The organism is Sphingobacterium paramultivorum (assembly GCF_014109745.1).
Lineage (GTDB): Bacteria > Bacteroidota > Bacteroidia > Sphingobacteriales > Sphingobacteriaceae > Sphingobacterium > Sphingobacterium paramultivorum.
Genome location: NZ_CP058555.1, coordinates 1676549 through 1696320, shown reverse-complemented (window position 1 = coordinate 1696320; position 19772 = coordinate 1676549). Strand labels below are relative to the sequence as shown.

The 19772-nt window shown below is 39.6% G+C and carries 17 protein-coding genes; 7 read left to right on the top strand and 10 right to left on the bottom strand.

Annotated elements, in window-relative coordinates:
* The first annotated feature begins 46 nt into the window (after positions 1-46).
* Entirely contained in the window at positions 47-1381 is a 1335-nt protein-coding gene (locus tag HS960_RS07325) for a GH1 family beta-glucosidase (protein WP_153848537.1), read from the top strand.
* A 19-nt stretch (positions 1382-1400) separates the two neighbouring features.
* Here the strand turns inward: HS960_RS07325 and HS960_RS07320 are convergent, their stop codons facing one another.
* Positions 1401-2117 (bottom strand): hypothetical protein, encoded by a 717-nt coding sequence (locus HS960_RS07320; protein WP_228280233.1) that lies wholly within the window; start codon positions 2115-2117, stop codon positions 1401-1403.
* Between the two features lie 204 nt (positions 2118-2321).
* Here HS960_RS07320 and HS960_RS07315 point away from each other — a divergent pair, with 204 nt between their 5' ends.
* Both HS960_RS07315 and HS960_RS07310 read left to right on the top strand, forming a co-directional pair.
* Entirely contained in the window at positions 2322-2837 is a 516-nt protein-coding gene (locus tag HS960_RS07315; protein WP_159726613.1) for a hypothetical protein, read from the top strand.
* 21 nt (positions 2838-2858) lie between these two features.
* Positions 2859-3251 carry a ribosomal maturation YjgA family protein gene (locus HS960_RS07310; protein WP_159726611.1) on the top strand — a complete coding sequence of 131 codons (393 nt, stop codon included), beginning with the start codon at positions 2859-2861 and terminating at the stop codon, positions 3249-3251.
* 73 nt (positions 3252-3324) lie between these two features.
* Here the strand turns inward: HS960_RS07310 and HS960_RS07305 are convergent, their stop codons facing one another.
* On the bottom strand, positions 3325-3771 hold the full coding sequence (locus tag HS960_RS07305) for a VOC family protein (RefSeq protein ID WP_228280231.1): 447 nt from the start codon (positions 3769-3771) through the stop codon (positions 3325-3327).
* A 260-nt stretch (positions 3772-4031) separates the two neighbouring features.
* Between HS960_RS07305 and HS960_RS07300 the strand changes: the two genes are divergently transcribed.
* Positions 4032-5057, top strand: a complete 1026-nt coding sequence (locus HS960_RS07300) for a threonine aldolase family protein (protein WP_153848541.1) — start codon at positions 4032-4034, stop codon at positions 5055-5057.
* 94 nt (positions 5058-5151) lie between these two features.
* Here HS960_RS07300 and HS960_RS07295 read toward each other — a convergent pair whose 3' ends face one another.
* From HS960_RS07295 to HS960_RS07280, 4 genes are all read right to left on the bottom strand, one after another.
* On the bottom strand, positions 5152-5868 hold the full coding sequence (locus HS960_RS07295) for an MIP family channel protein (RefSeq protein WP_153848542.1): 717 nt from the start codon (positions 5866-5868) through the stop codon (positions 5152-5154).
* A 127-nt stretch (positions 5869-5995) separates the two neighbouring features.
* Positions 5996-8176: a DUF4838 domain-containing protein gene (locus HS960_RS07290; RefSeq protein WP_182331987.1), complete on the bottom strand. Its 2181-nt coding sequence runs from the start codon at positions 8174-8176 to the stop codon at positions 5996-5998.
* A gap of 252 nt (positions 8177-8428) precedes the next feature.
* A complete protein-coding gene (locus tag HS960_RS07285; protein WP_153848544.1) occupies positions 8429-8809 on the bottom strand; it encodes a response regulator in 381 nt (126 codons plus the stop codon).
* A gap of 167 nt (positions 8810-8976) precedes the next feature.
* A complete protein-coding gene (locus tag HS960_RS07280; protein ID WP_182331985.1) occupies positions 8977-10056 on the bottom strand; it encodes an NAD(P)H-dependent flavin oxidoreductase in 1080 nt (359 codons plus the stop codon).
* 178 nt (positions 10057-10234) lie between these two features.
* On the opposite strand from HS960_RS07280, the gene HS960_RS07275 reads away from it, so the two are divergent.
* Together HS960_RS07275 and HS960_RS07270 are read left to right on the top strand one after the other, a co-directional pair.
* Positions 10235-11227, top strand: a complete 993-nt coding sequence (locus HS960_RS07275; RefSeq protein ID WP_153848546.1) for a 2-hydroxyacid dehydrogenase — start codon at positions 10235-10237, stop codon at positions 11225-11227.
* 35 nt (positions 11228-11262) lie between these two features.
* Positions 11263-12174: an EamA family transporter gene (locus tag HS960_RS07270; protein WP_153848547.1), complete on the top strand. Its 912-nt coding sequence runs from the start codon at positions 11263-11265 to the stop codon at positions 12172-12174.
* Between the two features lie 4 nt (positions 12175-12178).
* On the opposite strand, the gene HS960_RS07265 is transcribed toward HS960_RS07270, so the two are convergent.
* A complete protein-coding gene (locus HS960_RS07265; protein WP_046673525.1) occupies positions 12179-12517 on the bottom strand; it encodes a winged helix-turn-helix transcriptional regulator in 339 nt (112 codons plus the stop codon).
* Positions 12518-12635: 118 nt separating this feature from the next.
* Here HS960_RS07265 and HS960_RS07260 point away from each other — a divergent pair, with 118 nt between their 5' ends.
* Positions 12636-14039: an MFS transporter gene (locus tag HS960_RS07260; protein ID WP_182331983.1), complete on the top strand. Its 1404-nt coding sequence runs from the start codon at positions 12636-12638 to the stop codon at positions 14037-14039.
* A gap of 58 nt (positions 14040-14097) precedes the next feature.
* Here the strand turns inward: HS960_RS07260 and HS960_RS07255 are convergent, their stop codons facing one another.
* The 3 genes from HS960_RS07255 to HS960_RS07245 form a co-directional block, all read right to left on the bottom strand.
* Complete coding sequence (locus HS960_RS07255; protein ID WP_182331982.1) at positions 14098-15045, bottom strand: hypothetical protein; 948 nt, start codon at positions 15043-15045, stop codon at positions 14098-14100.
* A gap of 82 nt (positions 15046-15127) precedes the next feature.
* Positions 15128-18268: an error-prone DNA polymerase gene (locus tag HS960_RS07250; RefSeq protein ID WP_182331980.1), complete on the bottom strand. Its 3141-nt coding sequence runs from the start codon at positions 18266-18268 to the stop codon at positions 15128-15130.
* 2 nt (positions 18269-18270) lie between these two features.
* Positions 18271-19770: a Y-family DNA polymerase gene (locus tag HS960_RS07245; RefSeq protein ID WP_182331978.1), complete on the bottom strand. Its 1500-nt coding sequence runs from the start codon at positions 19768-19770 to the stop codon at positions 18271-18273.
* Positions 19771-19772: the final 2 nt, after the last annotated feature.

The window sequence follows — 19772 nt, the reverse complement described above, 5'->3', positions numbered from 1 at the left end:
TTGTTTTTAAAAACGGTATTGAGGTCCGATAATTTTATTTTTGTAAATGCTATTAACCAAAGATGCCTTTGGCAAAGATTTTATTTGGGGAGTTTCTACAGCTGCCTACCAGATTGAAGGAGCACATGATTTGCATGGAAAAGGTCCTTCTATCTGGGATATATTCGTCAAGAAAAGAAACCGTATATTTCAAAATCAACATGGTAATGAGGCCTGTGATTTTTACAATCGCTATGTCCAGGATCTGTATTTGATGCAGGGAATGCATATTCCTAATTACAGATTCTCTTTATCATGGAGTCGTATATTTCCTGCTGGCATTGGTGAGGTAAATCAATCTGGATTGGATTTTTATGATCGTTTGATCGATTTATCCCTTGAGTTAGGGATAACGCCTTGGCCTACCTTATATCATTGGGATCTTCCACATGCATTAGAAAAGAAAGGTGGCTGGGTAAACCGTGATGTGAAAGATTGGTTTGGAGAATTTGTTTCCAAATGTGTGCAAACCTACGGGGACCGGGTCAAGCATTGGATGGTTCTCAACGAACCTACAGTATTTACTGCTGCAGGTTATTTCTTCGGTGTACATGCGCCAGAGAGAAAAGGTCTGGGCAATTTTTTGGCTGCGGCCCATCATGCTGCATTAGCACAGGCTCAAGGCGGCCGAATTATTAAGTCTTTACAGCCTAATAGCGAAGTAGGAACGACTTTTTCTTGCTCCCATGTTGAGCCCTTTACGTCGAAAGACAGAGACATTGTTGCGGCGAAGAAAGCAGATGTATTGCTCAACCGCCTATTTATAGAACCACTACTAGGAATGGGCTATCCAACGCAAGAGATTAAAATACTGGGTAGAATTGAAAAGTATATGCACGCGAATGATGAGCGAGATCTGAAATTTGATATGGACTTTATTGGCGTACAAAATTATACACGGGAAATTATACGATACGCCATGTTCGTTCCTTATCTTCAAGCGAAGATAGTATCGGCGAAAGAGCGCAAAGTTGAGATGACCGAAATGAACTGGGAAGTTTACCCAGCCTCCATTTATTATATGCTCAAGAAATTTAGTGCCTACCCTAATATCCCCACTTTAATTGTTACCGAAAATGGCGCAGCATTTCCTGATCAAATTGAAAATGGTTTAGTGCATGACCCCAAAAGATTGAGCTATTTACAACAAGCTTTACAGGAGGTTTACCGTGCAAAACAAGAAGGAATAAATGTCAAAGGGTATTTTGTATGGACATTCATGGACAACTTCGAATGGGCTGAAGGATACCGTCCAAGATTTGGACTAGTTTATGTTGATTTCAACAATCAACAGCGCATCGTCAAATCCTCTGGACATTGGTACGGAGACTTTTTAAAATAAATAAATGGCTTTTCCATCGTTATGAACGATATATCAAATTTGTAATTTTCAATAAAATCAGGCCAAGAAACAATGCGGCAACAATACTAAGTATTGTGACCAATGTATTCCTTCCGTTGTCTGCCAAAAAATAGATGGATAGTCCAGCCAATATACATGGAATACCGATAACAATAAGCTTGACCCAATATATTCGGTCTTCTTCCTTACGGATAATTTTTGTTTCAACTGCGGCTAAAACATCCGGTCTATTCTTTCTAAAATATTCGAGAATAATTTCGATTTCTTCTGAACGCAATTCACGAGGACGTACAATCTGCTGTTGTAAGGCAATAACTAAACTATTTCCATCTCGTTGAACTGAAATAACTGCTGACATTGGAAAGCGCTTTTTAAACCCCATAGGATTCATTGCATATCCTTTGTAGTCACTGTTATCTGGACTTAAACATACAAAATACTCCGAACTCATTGCGAAGATCACATCGGTATGTTCTTGTTTGGTTTCTTTCCATATAACGATAGCAGGCTTAATGGCTGCTAGTAATAGACATTGGAAAATAAATATACCAAAAGACAAGCTGAATATCCATGACAAAGAAAATGAAAGGAGTAAAAAAGCGATGATAAACCAAATAACATTTGACCAAAAGTCGATTTTCCGCTCGATTAAATAGAAGATAATGACGCAGACTATTGGCGCAATACCGGCTTTCCAATCCCAAAATATACTCACAATTCCGAGAATTGAAAACAGCGCATAATTCAACAGCTGAAAGTATGCTGACTTCCGCTGAAAATTAGTTCTTTTAATTTCAATGATATTTTCCAATGCTTTCTTTAATGAAATAACAAAATCTCCGTCGCTAAGATAGCTCTGATTGCATAAATATAAATATCTTTACTAAAATAAAAACGCGTAAAAATAGAAGCCACTGCTATGAATACCTTTCAATTTAAATCACATAATGTTAAAAAGGGCTTGATCTTTGGATTTGGTTACCTAATTGTTGTGTTTATCCTATGCTGTTTAATTTTTGGCGGTATAAACGGACTAGCCGATGCAGTAAACAATTTTGGTTCAGCAAAAGGTCTTGGGATATTGGTTGCTGTCGTTGTAATCGGTCCCCTAGTCATACTATTGCAATTCATCAATCCCAAGATAGAAATACAAGTTGATAAAAATAACTTATCTATTAAACAACCGAGAAAGGAGGACAAAATGATTCCGTTAGAAGTAATTCATTCCATGGAAATAAATCGTTCCTTGGTCAACCAACTTCAACTATTCGACCAGAATGGAAAACTACTTACCACTATTCACCCTCAAAACGATATGAATGTTATTTTCTCCATTGCAAATATAATCGCGCAACATGGTGGATTTACACAGAAAAAAGGAACCAAAAAGATCTTTGGTAATCCCGTTGAAACGATCTCATATTTCAGGCAATAACACTGTAGCACATTCGTTTCGATGAAACCAAAAATACATTATCTACTTTTCGTCGCTTTAACCATCTTCCTGGGTTTGTTGTCACGGAAAATATCCGCCATTCCTACCATTACCGGCGATGTACTTTATGCGGTTATGATTTATTGGTTATCACGTTTTTTACTTACGAGGAAATCGTTATTATTTTCTTTTGCGACGACAATTGTATTTTGTTTTGCCATCGAATTTTTACAGCTTGTACAATATCCTTTACTAATCTGGGTAAGAAGCAATCCGCTTTTGCGGCTCGTGTTTGGACAGGGCTTTTTATGGTCGGATCTAGCGGCTTACTGCCTGGGAGCCATCGGAGCTGCATTCCTTGATTATCTTAATTATCAAATGTTAAAGACAGATCCTACGTTACGAACTAAATAGACCTACTTCGTGGTTTTGGCCCCCAAATCGATGCCCATCTTTTCATAAGCAAGATCATTGGGCTGCCAAAGCTCTATTTTGTTTCCTTCAATATCCATGATATGAGCAAATTTGCCATAGTCAAAGGATTCGATCGTATCAAGGACCTAACTCCCTCCTTCTTCAATTCATCGATTAAAAGCTCAATGTTGGCTACCCGATAATTGATCATAAAATCTTTTTCCGAAGGGCCAAAATAGGCCGTGCTCTCTTTAAAAGGACTCCATTGCGTAAATCCCTTTTTCGTACTATCAGCTCCCTGATACCACTCAAATACAGCGCCGTAAGAATTTGTAGCCAGTCCCAAATGATCGGCATACCAAGCTCTTACTTTTTTAGGATCTTTACACTTGAAGAAAATTCCACCTATACCGGTTACCCTTTTCAATTCGGTGGATCGATGGAAATGGCTCAGGTTACTAAATGCGTACCCCATTCCAAATGCCAGCACAATACTTGCAACAAATACGACTCTTTTCATAATTTAATAAGGACAAATCAGTTATTCTGCCTTCTCTCCCGAATTTAATCATTAGTTTTGACAAAACATTTACGGTGCTCCAGAAAACATTCTTATCCTACAACATCAGTACTTAAAACGCATAGCTTTTGTCCTAATTTTTTCCAGATTAAGATTGTTAAAAAATGAGATTGTATGTATACATTTGACGTACACAAGACTCGAACATCCTACCCTAGGAAAAGAGTTTAATAAAGCATCCGCATTAAATAGATAAATTTATGTATAACTTTAAAAATGACTATTCAGAAGGGGCACATCCCCGCATTTTAGATAAGCTTATTGAAACGAATCTGATACAGCAATTGGGCTATGGGGAGGATGACTATTCCAAAGAAGCCAAATCGATTTTGAAGAAAAAGATAGCTAATCAGCAAGCCGTTATCCACTTTTTATCTGGTGGCACACAAACAAATCTTCTTGTCATATCTTTTCTTTTACGTATCCATGAAGCAGTGATCAGTGCAAAAACAGGGCATATATCTGCAAATGAAACTGGTGCTATAGAAGCAACTGGACATAAAGTCATTACCGTTGAAACTTCTGATGGAAAATTGACACCTAACGATGTTACTACGGTACTCAAGGAACATGCCCTGGCGCCACATGTGGTAAAACCAAGAATAGTCTATATTTCTAATTCCACTGAAATCGGCACAATATATTCTTTGGCAGAGTTGGAAGCGCTATATGTATGCTGTCAGCAGCAACAGCTGTTACTTTATTTGGATGGCGCACGCTTGGGTCATGCTTTGACGGCGGAAAACAACGATTTAACCTTTGCAGCTATCGCTAAATACACGGACGTTTTCTACATTGGAGGAACAAAAAATGGTGCTCTTTTGGGTGAGGCAGTTGTGTTTAACCGTCCCGAATTAGCCGTAGATTTTGACTATGCGATCAAACAGAAAGGCGCCTTGCTCGCCAAAGGCAGAGTGCTTTCAATTCAATTTCTAACGCTATTTCAAGATGATTTGTATCTTGAGCTGGCATTAAGAGCTAATTCGCTTGCGATGCGTATGGCGAAGGCCATCAAAGACAAAGGATATTCCTTTCTAACGGAATCAACCACTAATCAGATTTTTCCCATTTTACCTAAATCGGTCATCGAAGCACTGCTTATAAATTATCAATTTTATATATGGAAGGATATCGATTCAGATTATGCAGCGGTTCGTTTGATCACCTCCTGGGCTACAGACGAGAAACAGGTTACTAACTTTATAAATGATATATTGAATTCCTAGGGATTGTTCCGCCCTAGCCAATAAATCTTATATACACGAAAGCGCCCAATAGGTAATCTCTTACGTATTGGGCGCATCTTATAAAATTAAAAAACTAGTCTTTAGGTTCAAGGGCTTTCCATACGCCTGCTGCTACAGCTGCCCCTACTAATGGTGCTACAATAAAGAGCCAAAGCTGCGATAAAGCCTGACCGCCGGCCAGAATCGCGGGCCCAAATGAACGAGCAGGATTAACCGACGTACCTGTTACAGGAATAGCAACCAAATGGATCAATAGAAGCGTAAAGCCGATTGCAAGCCCAGCCATTGTGCTGTTGCCTACCTTCGAGGTTGTTGCCAGTATCACAAACAGAAAAATGAAGGTTAACACGGCTTCAATCAAAAAGGCAGAAGCAGTACCATACTCGTTTTGATATCCTTTACCCCAACCGTTTGAGCCATACGCCCACTCCCCTGCGGTAAATCCGGCCAATTGCCCACTTAAAATCTGCTGAAGGACAAATGCCCCTAAAAGTGCACCAATAAACTGAGCGACAATATATACGACAGCATCCTTGACAGACATTCTACCGGCCAACAATACACCCACCGTCACCGCAGGATTGATATGACAGCCTGAAATTCCACCGATCGCGTACGCAAATACCACCACCGATAGGCCGAAAGCAACAGCAATGCCCAAGAGCCCCAGGCCAGAAAGTCCGCCCATCGTATTGGCTCCGGCAATAGCAGCTGCACCGCAACCAAAAAGCACCAAACCAAATGTTCCAATTAGTTCGGCGATAAATTTTGAAGATGTTTTAATTTCCATATGAATCTGTTTATAACTTAGTTAACTCTAATTTAATCATTTTCCGCATAAAATTATACTGCTAAATAAATTATTGTAGAACAATATCCACAGCACTTTAAAACCAACGTTAATAAGCTTTTCTATATTAATTTAACCAGATTTCATCACAGGCTATAAGAGGCTTTCGCTTAGGATGATACCGCCATTCGGGTAGTTTTGCCAAAGGTGAAGCATAAACTCGGATCACTTTAACACTGTCATTTAATAATACTTGATAAGGTATCTTATCCAAGGTGTAATCCTCCTCAACGGATTCAAGCTTACTGAGAAATACATCTTGAAAATCTTTTCCATTCATAGATACCGAAATTCGAATTTCTTTTGGTGGAAATATCCAATGTCGGGCATCCTTTAGAAAATTAAGTGTTATGGTATCTATTCGCCTTTCCTGTTCAAAATCAAAAGTAATATCCATCGGCTCCCCGTTCCATAGCAACCAATTATAGCTATAATCCATATAGCCCGGCACACTATCTGTAAGTGTTTTTAGTCCATTGGCAGGGAAAGAAGGGTCAAATGGATATCTCAACTTAATATTTGCTTCAGAGGCCTTATTTCCTCTAACCCCGGCTTTGAATATTTCAGACCACTCCTTTGCATAACTATCGGGTGATGCACCACCTTCGGCAAGCTCTATAACGCCCAATTTTTTTGCATCTTCAACAAATTGTGTTACTTTACGACTCACCTTTTGTCTCACAACCCAACGCTCCCCCTCTTGTTCAAATATACCATGTTGATGCGGTCCATAAAATCTTGCTTGTTGCAAATAGGTATAATCCAACCCAAGTCCAATACGCTTGACACGGGATTCCAATAAAGGACTACCTTCACTGGCTATTTCCGCTTTTTCTAATAATGTACTATACTTATCCATCGCCTCTGGACTTAAAAAGTCATGTCTATTATCAATCGGGTTTCCGTAAATGGATAAAGCTGATGAAGGCCCGGGCAAGTGATTTCTTCGTTCAGCAAGATATGCTTTAATAAAGGGTCCAGCCTTGCCATAATAGCCCTCGATAAACTCGTTGGTTAGCTGTTCTTCTGAAAGCGTCGTATCCCAGGCGAGGTTAGCCAATATATAGGCATTTAGCTCCGCCATATCACTATAAGTCGCCCCTCCACCTTGCAAAAAGACCCCTTCGACACCTTGCGTTTTCAAATATTGTAGACTTTCCTGCATGGTTCCTTGGATCGGAAATGGCGCAAGATAATTGGTGAACTGTGTCAGATAATCCCATACAAATACATGTTTGGCTTTAGCTTTCCAAGCTCCTAATTGTCTACGAAAAGTTGCTGCTGATGGTTCACTTCCAATGTCATTTTTTCTAAAAGCATCGATATTACTTAATATAACAGAAACATTATCGGCAACCTTGAGGTGTGTTGGGGCGTTTGCTGATTCTAAATACGCCAGTGTTGTAAATTTTTTGTCGGGAAATTGTGCGGCCACTCTATTCACAAAGTGAATCAGTGAGCCTTGCGCTCCCCCCTCGCGTTTATCAATCGCCTGACAACGATCGCAAGTACAGCTTCCAATATCGTCATTGGCCGCGATAGACCAATAAGTAGCTGTGGGGTTTTCGCTTATCCTACGTTTAAAATAAGCTACGGTAAGATTAAAAACGTCCTCGTTAGATAGACAAAGTTGAATAGGTTGGCGTTTTCCATCATATAGGGAGTAATACTCAGGATGTTCTTTAAAATAAACTGATGGTGGCAATATTTTACTGAAAGTGTGCCCCCAATCTCCCCAGCGTTCTTCCAAATTATGTAAACCATACCAATCCATATACTCCTGATCCAATTCAACAGGGAAATAAACCTCTCTAAACTCAAAATTTGGTTTGGAATAAATCTTCAGATCTGAATCCACTGCTAAGAATGTGAATTTTGGAACAGATGTATTTTCTTTACCTACATACCACTTTCGTCCACCAATAATATCCCTGACATAACGATATGCCGCAAATAGTACACCTTTACCACTTCCCTTGATATAAATATTCTTTCCTACAGCTTGTATGGAATAACTATCTTCAGGAAACGTATTAGTTATTGGGCTTTTTTCCAAAATAATGGCATGTGTGACCTCGCCTTTCGCTTGTATTGCAAAATCTACACCTGTACTTTCTTTTGTAAAAGTGTTTATCACCGCAGCAGCTTTTTGTAAAACAGGATCATTTGCATCCGCTTGAATGACATAATCCGTTTTCCCTTGATTAACCAATGTAATTCTTTCTTTACCCTGAACTATCGTTACCATTGACAATAGACATAACATAAACTTCCACATCATATTAAAAATATTTCCTTAATGATAGATTTAGGTCATACTGATTCATAAATCTATTTTCAGCAACTTTGTAATAGCTCCAACCGCCCATGAGTGTAAAACCCCAGTTGTCTATACGATGTTGCCAGCCAGCGTTAATTGATCCTGATAAAAACCTCCTAAATAGGCCAGCCCTCGCATTCAAAAAAAGATCGAATTAAATGGATTATATGTTCAGTTTTACTAAGCATGACCTATTCTTAATCGTACACGAGATATAAGTTCTGACGGAGAGATAGGCTTTTTAATATAATCATTGGCTCCGACTTCAAAGCCTTCCACAATACTATTATCATCACGGTAACCGGAAATAATAATAACAGGTACCTGATTATTCGTATTACTTTTCCGAATGCGATCGATTATTTCGTAACCATTGGCAAAAGGTAATGCCAGATCTGTTATGACCAAATCAATGGTTTCGTCAGAAACCAACGAGAGCGCTTCCTTGCCAGATTTGGCAAGTAATAGGTCATAGCCCTCCCTTACAAGAACAAATTGCATTGTACTTAATAGAATCTCATTATCTTCGATAACAAGAATTCTCTTTTTTTCGTTCCCCATAGCCGTAGATTTTTAGTTTTTCACAGTGATACAAAGTTCGAAAAAAAAAGAAAATTCGTTGTAGATTAACCACTACAACACCATTTAAATAATTTAAACAAAGATTTTAGTTATTGGTTTTAATTAAAATGACAGTATACTGACAGGTGGTGGACTCTATATTATTGTTAAACAACTAAACTAGTATGCAAATTTTCAACTTCTCGGATTAACGTTTGCATAATATCTGTTGTCGAAAGTTCACTGTAAGAATGAATCGATTGCCCAGCCCAAATATTTACAAAATCGACATTTTTATTGGCTTTGGCTACTTTTCGTAATTCCCCGGTGAGTTTATTTTGATAGGGATATGGTAAGATATATTGCGACTTGTCCAAAGCTTCAATAAATGTATTCTTTATACCTCTGGCATAGCGCCCTGAAAAACTCCTTGTCAAGACAATATCTGATTCCTGAACATGAGAAAGACGCGCTTTCTCAAAGTCCAGTAGTGCGCTTTCTTTAGATTTGAGCAATAAACTGCCAATCTGAAAACCACTGGCACCTAATAGCTTTGCAGAATGGATCGTGCTTGCATTATATAACCCACCGGCATAAATAAGCGGAACGTTTACGTGCTCTTTCACTTGTGGTAGCAGAGAAAATCCGCCAATCTCAGGAACAGGTGCCTCCTCAAAACTTCCGCGATGTCCCCCAGCTTCTAATCCCTGTACACAGATCATATCAATACCAGCTTCTTCCAAAGCAATTGCTTCTGCCACCGAAGTGCATGTACCAATAATCATCACATCATTGTCTTTCAATCGTTTTATACTTTGTGCATCCAGATTTCCAAAAGTAAAACTCACAACTTTACACTGTTGGGTTATGATCGCGTCAATTTGTTCCCTGTAATCTGTAATATGGATGCTATCGAGCTCCGGTAAAGCTACTTCTAAACCATATTGCAGGGCTAACTGTTCAACAAAAACCTTTGTTTCATTATACGCTGTCCTCAAATTCGCTGAAACTTCAGGAACATGATTTACAAAAATATTGACTGCAAAAGGCTTCTTTACATATGCAGCGGTTGAACGAATAAGCGCACTACAGCGTTCTGCTGGTAGATCACCCAACGATAACGACCCGAGCGCTCCGGCACGTGATGTTGCAATGACCATTTCTGGTGTGGTAACACCAAACATGGGTGCCTGGATAATCGGATAATCAATACCTATTAATTGTGTAATTTGATTTGACCATTTCATATCGGAAGTAATTAATATGCTTAAGATTCAACTAAAATAGCTTTCATGTGATTGTTCTAATTTAAGCTATTTTAAAACAAATTATACTATAATACTAGAAAATCATCCTGCATTGCGGTTCCAAATAAGCGATTTATACCGTATATTTATACTATACTATTACGTAACAAACAATTTTATGAAAATCGCTTTCTTTTCGACAAAACCATACGACAAATTATTCTTTGAGCAAGAAAACAGCACCTATGGCTTTCAGTTTAATTTTTATGAAACGCATTTAGGTCCACACATTGTCAATGCTATTGAAGATGAGAAGGTAGTCTGCGCATTTGTCAATGATAAACTCAACAGACAAGTTATTGAAGTACTTGCTCAAAAAGGTGTTGAGCTGATCGCCTTACGCTGCGCTGGCTTTAATAACGTTGATCTGGAAGCTGCCAGGGAATTTGGTATAAAAGTTTGTCGAGTGCCCGCCTATTCCCCTGAAGCGGTAGCTGAGCACACCATGGCCATGCTATTGACATTGAATCGTAAAACACATAAAGCCTATAATCGCGTACGGGAGCAAAATTTTGCATTGAATGGACTTTTGGGATTTAATCTCCATCAGAAAAAAATTGGCGTTATTGGTACTGGAAAAATTGGAAAGGCTTTTATCAAAATCGCATTGGGATTTGGGGCAGATGTAATTGCCTATGATTTATACCCAGACCAACAGCTTACAGCACAAGGTGTCAATTACAGATCGTTGGATGAAGTCTTCAAAGAATCAGATATTATTTCTCTTCATTGCCCGCTTACTCCCGAGAACCACTATCTCATTAATAGGGAGTCATTGGAAAAGATGAAAAATGGTGTAACAATTATTAATACAAGCAGAGGCAATCTAATCAATACCAATGATGCTATTAAAGCGCTTAAAGAACGGAAAATTGGCTTATTAGGTATTGACGTCTATGAACAAGAAGAAAAGTTGTTTTTTAAAGACTTATCGACAACAATTATTGAAGATGAAACAATACAATTATTGATGAGTTATCCGAATGTTTTGGTTACGGCGCACCAAGCTTTTTTCACAACAGAAGCATTAACAGAAATTTCTCAAAGAACGCTTCGGAGCATCTCCGACCTCTCAACCAAAGGGATCACTGACGCAGAAGTCTTGCTATAGCAAGACTAAGTATCAAATTTATTTCGGATAAAACAATGAAAAACCATGTTTTGAAAGGATTCCTCTTGGCAATCGGGGCGGCTATTCTTTGGGGTGTATCGGGTACTTTTGGCCAATTTCTTTTTCAGAAAAGGGCAGTTAACGTAGAATGGCTTATTACCGTAAGAATGCTTGTGACAGGCATTGTATTATTGCTTTTGGCCGGAATACACAAGAAAAATGAGATTTGGCAGATTTGGCGTCATCGTAAAGATAGTTTAGCACTTCTTCTATTCAGTATTTTTGGTGTATTAGCCGTCCAATATACTTATTTTGCCGCCATAAATTATTCCAACGCTGCTACCGCAACAGTGCTACAATATACAGGTCCGGTCCTGATCGCAATCTACATGGCGTTGAACAAGAGAAAATTCCCTTCGAAAGTTGCCTGCCTGGCCATACTTTTAGCTATACTGGGCACATTTCTTTTAGTCACACATGGGAATTTTGGTTCTCTGTCGATTTCTCCGCTCGCATTATTTTTTGGTTTAATGTCAGCTGTTACGCTTGCTTTTTATACACTACAACCAATCCACTTGTTAAACAAGTATAATGCGGCAATAGTTATCGGTTGGGGAATGCTATTGGGAGGTCTCGTTTTTTGCTTTGTCAAACCTCCTTGGGAAGTTGATGGAATCTGGGATATATATACCTATAGCTACACTGCTTTTATTGTAGTCTTCGGCACACTAATCCCTTTTTATGCTTATCTAACAGCAGTTAAGCTTATTGGTGGACAAAAGACAAGTCTTCTAGCTTCTGCCGAACCCTTATCGGCAGCCCTATTAGCTGTCTTGTGGTTAAATACACCATTTAGACAAACAGACTGGATCGGCACTTTTTGTATCATCGGTACAATCGTCTTATTGGGCATCACCAAAAATGAGGAGCGAAAAGGGATAAGCTAAATGCCTATCCCCTTTCGCGTTTGTAATCTGACCACCATTCATCAAGTCTTTCAATGACCGGCAGTAAAGTTTTACCTAATTCGCTGAGTTTATATTCCACGCGTGGTGGAGATTCAGCGTAAATCTGTCTACATAAAATACCATCGCGTTCGAGCTCACGGAGTTGAACCGTCAACGTCGTTTGCGCCAGATCTTCCATTTCCCGCCTTAGCTCTCCAAATCTTTTGGGGCATTGTTTGGCAACAGCCTTAATGAGCAAAACTTTCCATTTTCCGCCAATTATCTTAAAAATTCCGTTGACATCACAACAGGCTCCAAAATTTTCACTTTTTTTTTCCTTCATAATCTCCTCATACTGACCATTAGTTCATAAAAACATACCAAGTACATCATTTATAACTACTTGATTTCAAAAAATATCCAAACTATTTTTAACCGTAAAATTATTAAAAACTTTCTATATGCGCTTTCAAATTAAAGATCTACTTCATATTTTCCTCCTTTCAACGGGTATATTTCTTTTCGTCATCGATCTTTTTATCATTAATGTTTCTCTTCCCACGGTTCAACATGCGCTACATTTACACAATAGTGATACGCAATGGATCATAATACTATATATTATTGGTTACGCAAGTCTTCTAATCAATGCTGGGAATGCCGGAAATCATTATGGAAAGAAGAAATTATATTTAATTGGGATGGCTGGTTTTACGGTAGCCTCTCTTTTATGTGGCTTAGCCAATAATCTTTACATTTTATTGGTCGGAAGATTGATTCAAGGGATTAGTTCTGGATTGATGGTTCCACAGGGCATCGCATTGATCACCTTACGTTTTGAAAATCCCGAGAAGAGATCAATGGCATTGGGTATTTATGGGAGTATAGCAGGCATCGCTTCTGTCATCGGTCAATTATTAGGCGGAATACTTCCCGACCAGACCTGGATACATGAAAGCTGGCGTCTTATCTTTTTAATTAATGTTCCCATTGGGGCGGTCGCCTGCTTTGCTGTCTATCGTTATACAGCTAAGGATCAAGTCTACGTTAAATCCTCTGTTTCTTTTAAACCAATGGTAACATTATTTATGCTTTTAATGGGAATAATTTTTCCATTAATCATGGGACCTGACTTGAAATGGCCGCTATGGTCACTGCTGGTCCTGGGAACAACGCTTGTTTTTGTCCTGCTATTTCTAAAAAAACAGCGCAAATTAGAAAAGATGGGCTATCCTAGCGTACTCAATTTCACCTTATTCAATAATCGGGTTTTCAATTTGGGCTTACTAGCCGCATTAGCCTACTATATGGTACAGGACGCTTATTTTATCATAAATTCCAATTACCTTCAAAATCAAAAGAATTATACAGCGACAATGACCGGAATTGCCTTTGTTTATCAAGGTATTGGTTACGTATTGGCAAGCGTTACGGTAAGCAGGTTGATACAGCATCATGGAAAAATTGTGGTGCTTTATGGACTAGGCATTATGATTTTGGGATTGCTTGCGCATCTCTTCATCTTAAATACGATGCTTGTAAATAGCGACCAAGTACATATACTGTTCTTTTTTTACGGCATTGGTTGCGGCAGCGTACTACCCGCATTAATGACACTTGCCTTAAAAGACCTCAATGAAAAATTAATTTCCGTCGGCTCTGCCATCTATCTTACGATACAACAATTATCAATATGCCTGGGAATCGCATTTATCGTCGGTGTATTTCTACATCAAAAAGAAAATAAATTTTTTATTTGGCAGCATATTTCATCAGCTTATGGCTACTCGATCGCACTATCGGTCATATTGCTCTTATTTGTCCTAGGTTCGATAGCTTATTTACCTTCACAAAAGTTAAAATAGCAGGTAATTTGTATAGGGTTTAGCTGATTTATCCTATTTTATATAAGGGTTAAGGCCGCTAATTTGCTGCCTTATATTTGTTCACTAAAGCATAATCATAGGGTATGCGCATACTCAAGGGACCAGCTTCCCACAAATCTGCATCAGGGGACAAATAAAAGTCATAAGCATTACGCAGGAAATTTTCCCCATCGGGTGCTTCTTGCCATTTTTTCTGCCCTCTATTATAAAGTATTATCATGCAACTCACGCAAGTTCCCTTATCTTTCATGGCCAGGTTTTCATAACACTTCCCTATTTTTACACTTAATTTTTGTTGAATAATAAGGTCCGTCAACCGTCCATTGGTGAGGTGAATTAAAGCAAGCTGCGCATCTTCATCCGTTGGAGAATGTTTTGCAGGCTTCAATTGGTCGAACTGAGCCTGATATATTTGTACTATTTCGGCCTGCCTCACATCCGTTGGTAAGAGATTTGTATCTACGGGATGGAGGTCTTCAACATCGCCCACCTGGGTGGCTCCAGCATTTAATGCGATATTTTGTTTGGATGTGTCAGCATCTGCAGCAGCTGAGCTTTCATTTTTATCGAATAGCTGCGTAAGTTCTGAAATATGATGTCCTATTTGATTAAAACCCACAACGTAATTCAAGATAACAAAAGCCAATAGTGCAAGGACAGAAAAAATTAAAAGTGCCTTCCAAACACTGGCCCGGCCATGCACATTTGTTTCCACTTCCAAAAATGTAGATGTTTTGTGATCTGCTCCGTCAGCATCTTCACGATGTTCAATCCGGTCATAATCACCTAAAAATAAGTCTTTACCATCAAAAAGATCAATATGATCTTCTTGAAACATCTGCACTATATCCCGTGCAGCTTTATACTTTACATTTGCCGCTGTGGCAACCAGATCAATTGCGGCATTGACATCGCCCTGTTTAATTAATTCACGAATAGTTGCTTTATCAATTTCGATTGTATTTACGAGAATATTTTTAGTCATACTGTTTAGTTCCTATGGATTGCTTCGCTACCGATTAGCGCTGAACCATTATAGATCAAAAATCAGATTAATAAATGAAAGATCAATGAAAATTTCTTCCCTTATGAAAAATACCTGCAGCATTGTCGCCATCTGTTGTCAAATCTTTTAACAAACCTGACATATCAAAGCATCGTTCTGCTATTACATGAATAACCTCTCCTTCAACTTGAATTTTACCCGCGACCATCAGGAGTTTTGCGCGAAGAATTTCTTTTCGATATTTTTCAAATACAGTACTCCAAACGACAATATTTGCAAAACCAGTATCATCTTCAATGGTGATAAATAAAACACCTTTAGAGGTTCCTGGGCGTTGTCTAACCGTAATCAATCCACATATTTTCACGGGTATATTATTTTTGATCAGGCCTAATTTTGCTGTGGGCACGACATGGAGTAGATCAAGCTTACCTCGCAAGAAACTCACGGGATGTGCTTTAATGGATAGCGAGGTTCTTGCATAGTCGGCCACTACATGTTGGCTTTTCGTGAGCAATGGCAGTTCGATCTGTCCCTCTACTATACTTTCAGAAGGTTGACCTTCAAATAATGCAATCGGACGATCCCCCAATGCTGTAATTTCCCAAAGTGCTTGCCGACGATCAATACCTAATGATGTAAAGGCATCTGCATCAGCTAACTTCTCCAACGCAGTAAGAGATAGTCCAACATCCATCATACCAGTAATGGATGCATAAGCGGACTGCCGACCTTGTATCAGCACAGCAGCATCTTCCATTGAAAAGCCTTTGATCTGACGTAAACCTAATCGAAGGTCATGTGGTTTTCCAATTTCTCCTTCTAAAGTATTGTCCCAGAAAGAATGATTGATATCAATAGGATGTACTTTTACACCATGTTTCTGTGCATCAATAACAATTTGAGCGGGCTGATAAAAACCCATAGGTTGGCTATTGAGTAAGGATGCCGCAAAAATATCGGGATAGTAATACTTGAGCCATGAGGATACATATACCAGTAATGCAAAAGATGCCGCATGGCTCTCGGGGAAACCATAACTCCCGAACCCTTCCAATTGCTTAAAAACTCGATTTGCAAATTCTTCTGTATAGTTTTTCTTCACCATACCATCGACCATCTTTTGGTGAAAAGTCGACACCTGCCCTTTGGCTTTGAATGTAGCCATGCTTCGGCGCAATTCGTCGGCTTCCGCAGGTGTAAATCCGGCAGCGACTATGGCAATTTCCATGGCCTGCTCCTGAAAAAGAGGGACACCCAAGGTTTTTTCAAGAATGGTTTGGATCTCTGTGCTTGGATAATCGACATCTTCCTCTTTATTTCGCCGACGCAAATAAGGATGCACCATATCACCTTGTATTGGTCCAGGCCGTACGATAGCCACCTCAATAACCAGATCATAAAATTCGCGCGGTTTTAATCGCGGCAACATCGACATCTGGGCGCGGCTTTCGATCTGGAACACACCTAAGGTATCCGCATGACAGATCATATCGTAAACCTTTGGATCGTCTTCTGCCCCAATATCAGCCAGGGTAAGCTCTTTTCCATAATGTTTTTTAGCGAGATCAAAAGCTTTGCGAATACAGGTCAACATCCCCAAAGCAAGTACATCAACCTTTAGAAAACCCAGTGCTTCAAGATCATCTTTATTCCATTCAAGATTTGTCCGATTATCCATGCGGGCATTTATTAAGGGACAAAGCTCATGCAAATTACCTTGTGTAATAACAAACCCGCCCGTATGCTGCCCCAATTGACGTGGAAAGCCAATATATTGATGCGTCAATTCGAGAACTTTTCGCAAATGTTGATCTTCGGGATTAAAGCCCTGTTCAACCAAACGTTCCAAATTGATATCATCGTCCCAATGGCTACTCACTACCCCTGCTAAACGCCCTACAGCATCCACGGAAAGTCCCATCGCCTTGCCAACATCACGTATAGCCCCTTTGGAGCGTACCTGTGTGACAGTTGCTACGATAGCAGCACGATTTCGACCATATTTTTCATAAATATACTGGATGACTTCTTCACGACGTTCATGTTCAAAGTCGACGTCTATGTCTGGCGGTTCATCGCGTGCATCGGACATAAATCGTGCAAATAAAAGCCTGTATTTTGATGGGTCAACAGAAGTAATGCCCAAACAGTAACAGACCGTAGAATTTGCTGCCGATCCACGTCCCTGGCATAAAATTCCTTTTTCCTTTGCAAACCGAACATAATCGTATACCGTTAAAAAATAAGAAGCATAATTTTTGCGTTCGATAAAATCAAGTTCCATTTGAATCGTTTCACGAACTGTAGCTGGAATATCACCTTCAAATCGTTCCTTAGCTCCTTCCCAAGTTAAATAACTTAATTCTTCCTGTGTAGTCCGGCCGTGAGATGATAATTCATCTGGATAGATGTATTTCAAATCATCTAGGGCAAAACGACAAGCATTGGCTATTTTTACACTCTGTGCTACGGCCTCAGGATATAACCTAAACAAGCGTTCAACTTCAGGTATTGATTTGAGATAACGCTCCGCATTAGGATGTAAATGAAATCCAGCCGTATGTATCGTACATTTTTCACGAATACAGGTTAAAATATCCTGCAATTCACGTCTTTCGGGTACATGATAATATACATCACCAAGTACAACAAGTGGGATATCCAGGTGCTCACCCAGCTGATTTATCCGAAACAATAATTTAGCATCATCCCCGCGGTAGAGTTTTTTTATTCCTAGATTAAGATAGCCTTGGAGATGCTGTTGACATTCCTGAACAAACTCAATAAATGAATGTTCAAGCTCAAACCCCACGACCAATTTTTCAGGTGGACAAATAATGAATATAATCCCTTCAGCGTATTGAAATACATCATTTTTATATAACTCGCATTTTCCTTTTTCGGTCCTTAAATTCCCAACAGTTAACAATGTTGAGAGTCGGCCATAAGCCTCTTTATCTGTTGGGTAGGCCAATAAACTTGGGCCATCCTGTAAATCTAAACGACAGGCAGGAATAAGTCGTATACCTACTTTTTTAGCCGCCATATGCGCACGAACGATCCCAGCAAGGCTATTACGGTCGGTTACTGCAACAGCATTATACCCCAATTGAGCAGCCCTTTCGATCAGTTCCTCAGGGTGTGAAGCACCTTCGAGAAAACTAAAATTACTTGTTATCTGTAATTCACAATAGCCCATGCTTAAGCAAAAAAACCGTGTATAAACCATTGATCCGTATGCCCGTCATAATGTCCCGAACGATACAGCCAAAAACGCCGGCCTTGCAGATCTTCTACCGCATAGTAATCCCTATGTTCGCCTGGATCAATCCACCACTCACGCTCAATACGTTCGGGGCCATCTGCTTTTCTGATCGTATAGGTATCTCCCTTATAACGGAACAAGATGGGGGGATAATCGGGTATAGGAGCTGTAACTATAATACGTTCCGGAACCTTCAATAATCGCGTCGGACGTGGTCTTGCCATTTGCCAGTCAACAGTTGCAACCTCATCTAGTGTAGTCGCTATTTTCATGGATCGTTCGGGCCAGTAATGCGCAGACGGAACATAGCGTGAAATCTCACAATTGGCGTCCCTACTTTTCAAGCGATCTAACAGTTCAGTAACTGTCGGGTTTTTGAGGCTAATTCTATTGTTCCAAAGATTTTCCTGAATAGGATCTGCGATTTCAACTTTAGAGACCACCAAAGTAAATAATTCAATCCCCAATGCCGGTTCAATCTGTGGAATCTTTATGGCAAATAATTGAAGGATATGCTTGACCTGGGCAGTAGCACGATTAGTCTCAATGCTGATTGTCTCTAATTTCCCATCCACGCGCTGGCAATTCAATTCAGCTGCACGTAATCCTTTCCCTTCTCCCGACAAACGTTTACACAACTTGTTTAATAACTCTTCCAGCGCCAGTTCAATACCATTTGCTGTACAGATGGGTTCGAGACAAGGTAATCGCTCTTCATACGGTAAACTAGCTTTTATAGGAAGAACAAATTCATCTTCCAATCCCATGGCCTGATCCAGTCGAAGTAATAGGCTGTCACCAAATCTTCTACGCAAGACTGAACGCGGCATTTTTGCAAAACTTCCTATTGACTGTAGTCCAAGCGATTGCAACCTTTTCAATTGGACCTCTTCCAATCGTAGTGCTGCAGGGTGTAAGGGAAAAAGTGCCTCCGACTGCGCCTGTTCATTTATGATCGTATTTTCAGAACCAAAATGTGCTATAGCCCATGCAGCCCCAATGGTATCAGCAATCCCCATGCGCGCAGTATAACCATGTTGTTTAAATTGAGAAACAATACTTGTTAAGTAGGTTGCCTCTCCACCCCAAAGATGTGCGCAACCACTTATATCGAGCATAATTCCATCGGGCTCATCCAATGAAACCCATGGTGTATACCTTATGCACCACTCTGCTATCGAATGGAGTAACTTTTCAGCCAATCCAGCTTGCTCTTTGATGATTTTAAGTGATGGAATAAATGCCCGTGCATCTGCTATAGCCATACCTGCATGTATCCCCGCTTGCTCCGCAAATGCGTTACACGCACTGACGATTAATTTTCCATGCACAGCGACAGACAAAACAACAGGAACATCTTGCAAATGTGGCTTACAGACAGTAAGCCAATCTGTTTTTAAGTAACGAAACCAAAGGGACCCAAATCTTTTTTTCATGG

Coding starts and splice junctions, on each gene's coding strand:
- HS960_RS07325 (WP_153848537.1), top strand. CDS start 47: ATGCTATTAACCAAAGATGCCTTTGGCAAAGATTTTATTTGGGGAGTT.
- HS960_RS07315 (WP_159726613.1), top strand. CDS start 2,322: ATGAATACCTTTCAATTTAAATCACATAATGTTAAAAAGGGCTTGATC.
- HS960_RS07310 (WP_159726611.1), top strand. CDS start 2,859: ATGAAACCAAAAATACATTATCTACTTTTCGTCGCTTTAACCATCTTC.
- HS960_RS07305 (WP_228280231.1), bottom strand. CDS start 3,771: ATGAAAAGAGTCGTATTTGTTGCAAGTATTGTGCTGGCATTTGGAATG.
- HS960_RS07300 (WP_153848541.1), top strand. CDS start 4,032: ATGTATAACTTTAAAAATGACTATTCAGAAGGGGCACATCCCCGCATT.
- HS960_RS07295 (WP_153848542.1), bottom strand. CDS start 5,868: ATGGAAATTAAAACATCTTCAAAATTTATCGCCGAACTAATTGGAACA.
- HS960_RS07290 (WP_182331987.1), bottom strand. CDS start 8,176: ATGGTAACGATAGTTCAGGGTAAAGAAAGAATTACATTGGTTAATCAA.
- HS960_RS07285 (WP_153848544.1), bottom strand. CDS start 8,809: ATGGGGAACGAAAAAAAGAGAATTCTTGTTATCGAAGATAATGAGATT.
- HS960_RS07280 (WP_182331985.1), bottom strand. CDS start 10,056: ATGAAATGGTCAAATCAAATTACACAATTAATAGGTATTGATTATCCG.
- HS960_RS07275 (WP_153848546.1), top strand. CDS start 10,235: ATGAAAATCGCTTTCTTTTCGACAAAACCATACGACAAATTATTCTTT.
- HS960_RS07270 (WP_153848547.1), top strand. CDS start 11,263: ATGAAAAACCATGTTTTGAAAGGATTCCTCTTGGCAATCGGGGCGGCT.
- HS960_RS07265 (WP_046673525.1), bottom strand. CDS start 12,517: ATGAAGGAAAAAAAAAGTGAAAATTTTGGAGCCTGTTGTGATGTCAAC.
- HS960_RS07260 (WP_182331983.1), top strand. CDS start 12,636: ATGCGCTTTCAAATTAAAGATCTACTTCATATTTTCCTCCTTTCAACG.
- HS960_RS07255 (WP_182331982.1), bottom strand. CDS start 15,045: ATGACTAAAAATATTCTCGTAAATACAATCGAAATTGATAAAGCAACT.
- HS960_RS07250 (WP_182331980.1), bottom strand. CDS start 18,268: ATGGGCTATTGTGAATTACAGATAACAAGTAATTTTAGTTTTCTCGAA.
- HS960_RS07245 (WP_182331978.1), bottom strand. CDS start 19,770: ATGAAAAAAAGATTTGGGTCCCTTTGGTTTCGTTACTTAAAAACAGAT.